Source organism: Bifidobacterium miconis (genome assembly GCF_019331735.1).
Lineage (GTDB): Bacteria > Actinomycetota > Actinomycetes > Actinomycetales > Bifidobacteriaceae > Bifidobacterium > Bifidobacterium miconis.
This window is the reverse complement of record NZ_JAHBBH010000070.1, coordinates 1-5,401: the sequence shown is the minus strand read 5'-3', so window position 1 is coordinate 5,401 and position 5,401 is coordinate 1. Positions and strand designations below refer to the sequence as shown.

Annotated in this window: 3 rRNA genes; all 3 read right to left on the bottom strand. The window is 58.7% G+C overall.

Annotated features, from left to right (window positions below):
- Positions 1–15: 15 nt before the first annotated feature.
- Positions 16–132: ribosomal RNA gene (gene rrf / locus KIH79_RS12520) — 5S ribosomal RNA — on the bottom strand.
- A gap of 173 nt (positions 133–305) precedes the next feature.
- Positions 306–3,367 (bottom strand): 23S ribosomal RNA (locus tag KIH79_RS12515).
- Positions 3,368–3,779: 412 nt separating this feature from the next.
- Positions 3,780–5,314 (bottom strand): 16S ribosomal RNA (locus tag KIH79_RS12510).
- The 16S, 23S and 5S rRNA genes sit together here, the layout of an rRNA operon.
- Between the last annotated feature and the right edge of the window lie 87 nt (positions 5,315–5,401).

Here is a 5,401-nt window from a genome sequence, read left to right as displayed (position 1 = left end):
CTCTTGTCAAGTTGGATGCGGCGGTGTGCTACTCTCCCACACTCTATCGGGTGCAGTACCATTGCCGTGCCAGGCCTTAGCTTCCGGGTTCGGAATGGAGCCGGGCGTCTCACCTGGGCCATGACCGCCGCAAATCTGTAATTGTTCGGTCAAACCCGCAAAGGGGGTTTGCCGGTATTGTGGTGGTTCGGGAACCGGAGAATGGACGCGATTGATTTCGTATCGTTTCGTGGGATCGTGAATGCTCCTTGTCGCCTCACGAGTCAAGCACGGAAGGATGCGCGTCACACCGGGCATGGTGTGATGTTTGGTTGCCGTTCCCCGTTAGTACCGGTCAGCTCCACCCCTTGCGGGGCTTCCACGTCCGGCCTATCGACCACGTGTTCTACATGGGGGGTACAGAGGCTCAAGGCCTCACGGAATCCTTATCTTGGAGCGGGCTTCCCGCTTAGATGCTTTCAGCGGTTATCCCTTCCGAACGTAGCCAACCGGCCGTGCCACTGGCGTGACAACCGGCATACCAGAGGTTCGTCCACCCAGGTCCTCTCGTACTATGGGCAGGCCTCCTCAAGATTCCAACGAGCGCAGAGGATAGAGACCAAACTGTCTCACGACGTTCTGAACCCAGCTCGCGTGCCGCTTTGATCGGCGAACAGCCGAACCCTTGGGACCTGCTCCAGCCCCAGGATGCGACGAGCCGACATCGAGGTGCCAAACCATCCCGTCGATATGGACTCTTGGGAATGATCAGCCTGTTATCCCCGGGGTACCTTTTATCCGTTGAGCGATGCCGCGCCCGTGCGCCGGCACCGGATCACTATCTCCGACTTTCGTCCCTGCTCGAACCGTCGTTCTCGCAGTCAAGCCCGCTTGTGCGATTACACTCGACACCCGATTGCCAACCGGGCTGAGCGGACCTTTGAGCGCCTCCGTTACTCTTTGGGAGGCAACCGCCCCAGTTAAACTACCCGCCAGGCACTGTCCCAGACATGGATGACATGTCGTGGTTAGACGTCAAACGAGAACAGAGCGGTATTTCACCTTGCGACTCCACCCAAGCTGGCGCCTGGGCTTCGAAGTCTCCCGCCTATGCTACACAATCCGCGCCTAACGCCAATACCAAGGTATAGTAAAGGTCCCGGGGTCTTTTCGTCCTTCTGCGCTTAACGAGCATCTTTACTCGTACTGCAATTTCGCCGAGCTCCTGGTCGAGACAGTGGGGAAGTCGTTACGCCATTCGTGCAGGTCGGAACTTACCCGACAAGGAATTTCGCTACCTTAGGATGGTTATAGTTACCACCGCCGTTTACCGGGGCTTGAATTCACCGCTTCACCCAGAGGGCTGACGGATCCTCTTAACCTTCCGGCACCGGGCAGGCGTCAGAGCGTATACAGCGGCTTGCGCCTTCGCACGCTCCTGTGTTTTTGGTAAACAGTCGCTACCCCCTGGCCTGTGCCACCCCCCAACGCTCCACGGGCAAGCCGCTTCACGCGAGAGGGTCTCCCTTATACCGAAGGCACGGGAGTAATTTGCCGAGTTCCTTGACCAGGATTCGCTCGATCGCTTTGGTATTCTCTACCTGACCACCAGTGTCGGTTTGGGGTACGGGCGGCAACGCCCCTCGCACCGAAGCTTTTCTCGACGGCATGGGATCACCGGATTCGGGCCAAAGGCCCCCATCATCGCGCCTCACCCTGCATGCACCCCGGATTTGCCTGGGATGCGGGCCACACGCTTGACCACGGAAAACCACCTCCGCGGCCGGCTACCCTCTCGTGTCACTCCTGTGCTCGCCTACTACCGCTACAGTCCCAACGAACGGCCCCCCACCAACCCGAAGGCTGGATCGGAACCGACCGGAGGTTAGTACTCACGGCCTCGGCCTGGACGGTTCGATGCCGGTACGGGAATATCGACCCGTTCATCCATTCGACTACGCCTGTCGGCCTCGCCTTAGGACCCGACTCACCCGGGGACGACAAGCGTGGCCCCGGAACCCTTGGTCATCCAGCGGACGGGATTCGCACCCGCCTCTCGCTACTCATGTCTGCATTCTCACTCCCACGCAGTCCACCATCGGCTTGCGCCACGGCTTCACCCCGCGCAGGACGCTCTCCTACCCAACGGTCACAAGACCGTTGCCGCGTCTTCGGTGGCGTGCTTGAGCCCCGCTACATTGTCGGCGCGGAACCACTAGACCAGTGAGCTGTTACGCACTCTTTCAAGGATGGCTGCTTCTGAGCCAACCTCCTGGCTGTCTATGCGACTCCACATCCTTTCCCACTTAGCACGCGCTTGGGGACCTTAGACGACGATCTGGGCTGTTTCCCTTTTGACGACGGAGCTTATCCCCCGCCGACTCACTGCCGGCATACACGCCACGGGTATTCGGAGTTTGGCTGCTGTTGGTACCCGATACGGGCCCGCAAGCATCCAGTAGCTCTACCCCCCGGACGCAATCAACCGACGCTGCACCTAAATGCATTTCGGAGAGAACCAGCTATCACGGAATTTGATTGGCCTTTCACCCCTAGCCCCAGGTCATCCCCCCGGTTTTCAACCCAGGTGGGTTCGGTCCTCCACACGGTCTTACCCGCGCTTCAACCTGCCCAGGGCTAGATCATCCCGCTTCGGGTCCAGGACACGCGACTCAAACGCCTTTTAAGACTCGCCTTCGCTACGCGTACACCACACGGCTTACGCTCGCCACATGCCACTGACTCGCAGACTCATTTTTCGATAGGCACGCCGTCACCCCTTGAGGCTCCGACGGTTCGTAGGCGCACGGTTTCAGGAACTATTTCACTCCCCTCCCGGGGTGCTTTTCACCTTTCCCTCACGGTACTGGTACGCTATCGGTCAGACAGATATACTTAGGCTTACCCAACGGTCTGGGCGGATTCACCCGGGATTCCACGAGGCCCGGGCTACTTGGGAAACACGATCACGAGGCCCTGACGCTTCGGCTACGGGACTGGCACCCCCTACGGTCCGGCCTTCAAACCGGTTCGCCTCCGTCAGAACTTTATCACTCGCGCCCGCCTCGCCGGCGACGGGACACACGCTCCCACAACACCCCGCACGCAACCCCCGACGGGTATCACACGCGCAAGGTTTGGCCATCATCCGCTTTCGCTCGCCACTACTCACGGAGTATCCTTTCCTGCAGGTACTGAGATGTTTCACTTCCCTGCGTACCCCCCGGCCAAAGCCGGTGACCACCCATGACGGTGGCCGGGTTTCCCCATTCGGACACCCTCGGATCAAAGCCCGCTCGGCGGCTCCCCGAGGATTATCGCAGCCCGCGACGTCCTTCATCGGTCCTGTCTGCCAAGGCATCCACCACACGCCCTTGCAAGCAACCAACCACAACAGGATCAATTGCACGCAAATTCCATAGCAAGATTCGCTTGACGACAAATCATCACACTAACGATCACAAAACGATCAAAAACTCAAAAAACTGAGCTCTCGAAATCAACAGCAGAAAACAACGCCACAACGGCATCGCATTCTGCTCGCGTCCACTATCCAGTTCTCAAACCACCACGCGCACCAACCCACGCACGGGAAAACCAATCCCCGCCATGCGGCCGGAGGCACGGAACCGCACCGGAAGGAAAACCCTCCGGGGTGACGGTCCGGGAACCCAAAAGCATGCCCATACCACAAGAACCGCCCTTCGATCTCTTCCACACCAGCAACCCCAACCAAACCGCGACTCTCGCGGCCGTGGGGCACACACCGGACGAAAACCTTCGTCCTGAATTCTCCGTAGAAAGGAGGTGATCCAGCCGCACCTTCCGGTACGGCTACCTTGTTACGACTTAGTCCCAATCACGAGCCTCACCTTAGACGGCTCCCCCCTCAAAGAGGTTAGGCCACCGGCTTCGGGTGCTGCCCACTTTCATGACTTGACGGGCGGTGTGTACAAGGCCCGGGAACGCATTCACCGCGGCGTTGCTGATCCGCGATTACTAGCGACTCCGCCTTCATGGAGTCGGGTTGCAGACTCCAATCCGAACTGAGACCGGTTTTCAGGGATCCGCTCCATGTCGCCATGTCGCATCCCGCTGTACCGGCCATTGTAGCATGCGTGAAGCCCTGGACGTAAGGGGCATGATGATCTGACGTCATCCCCACCTTCCTCCGAGTTAACCCCGGCGGTCCCCCGTGAGTTCCCACCATCATGTGCTGGCAACACGGGGCGAGGGTTGCGCTCGTTGCGGGACTTAACCCAACATCTCACGACACGAGCTGACGACGACCATGCACCACCTGTGAACCCGCCCCGAAGGGAAACCACATCTCTGCGGTCGTCGGGAACATGTCAAGCCCAGGTAAGGTTCTTCGCGTTGCATCGAATTAATCCGCATGCTCCGCCGCTTGTGCGGGCCCCCGTCAATTTCTTTGAGTTTTAGCCTTGCGGCCGTACTCCCCAGGCGGGACGCTTAACGCGTTAGCTCCGACACGGAACCCGTGGAAAGGGCCCCACATCCAGCGTCCACCGTTTACGGCGTGGACTACCAGGGTATCTAATCCTGTTCGCTCCCCACGCTTTCGCTCCTCAGCGTCAGTAACGGCCCAGAGACCTGCCTTCGCCATTGGTGTTCTTCCCGATATCTACACATTCCACCGTTACACCGGGAATTCCAGTCTCCCCTACCGCACTCCAGCCCGCCCGTACCCGGCGCAGATCCACCGTTAAGCGATGGACTTTCACACCAGACGCGACGAACCGCCTACGAGCCCTTTACGCCCAATAAATCCGGATAACGCTTGCACCCTACGTATTACCGCGGCTGCTGGCACGTAGTTAGCCGGTGCTTATTCAACAAGTACACTCAACAACACAAAGCTGCCTTGCTCCTTGATAAAAGAGGTTTACAACCCGAAGGCCTCCATCCCTCACGCGGCGTCGCTGCATCAGGCTTTCGCCCATTGTGCAATATTCCCCACTGCTGCCTCCCGTAGGAGTCTGGGCCGTATCTCAGTCCCAATGTGGCCGGTCGCCCTCTCAGGCCGGCTACCCGTCGAAGCCTTGGTGAGCCGTTACCTCACCAACAAGCTGATAGGACGCGACCCCATCCCATACCGGTAAACCCTTTCCCAACACGCCATGCAGCATGCTGGAGCATTCGGCATTACCACCCGTTTCCAGGAGCTATTCCAAAGTACGGGGCAGGTCGGTCACGCATTACTCACCCGTTCGCCACTCTCACCAGAGTGCAAGCACTCCGGATCCCGTTCGACTTGCATGTGTTAAGCACGCCGCCAGCGTTCATCCTGAGCCAGAATCGAACCCTCCACAAAAAAATCATGAAGAGAACCATTGAATGACTCTCAAAAACATAAATTGACGGAACATCCTATAAGGAAGGACGTTCGCACAAAAACCCC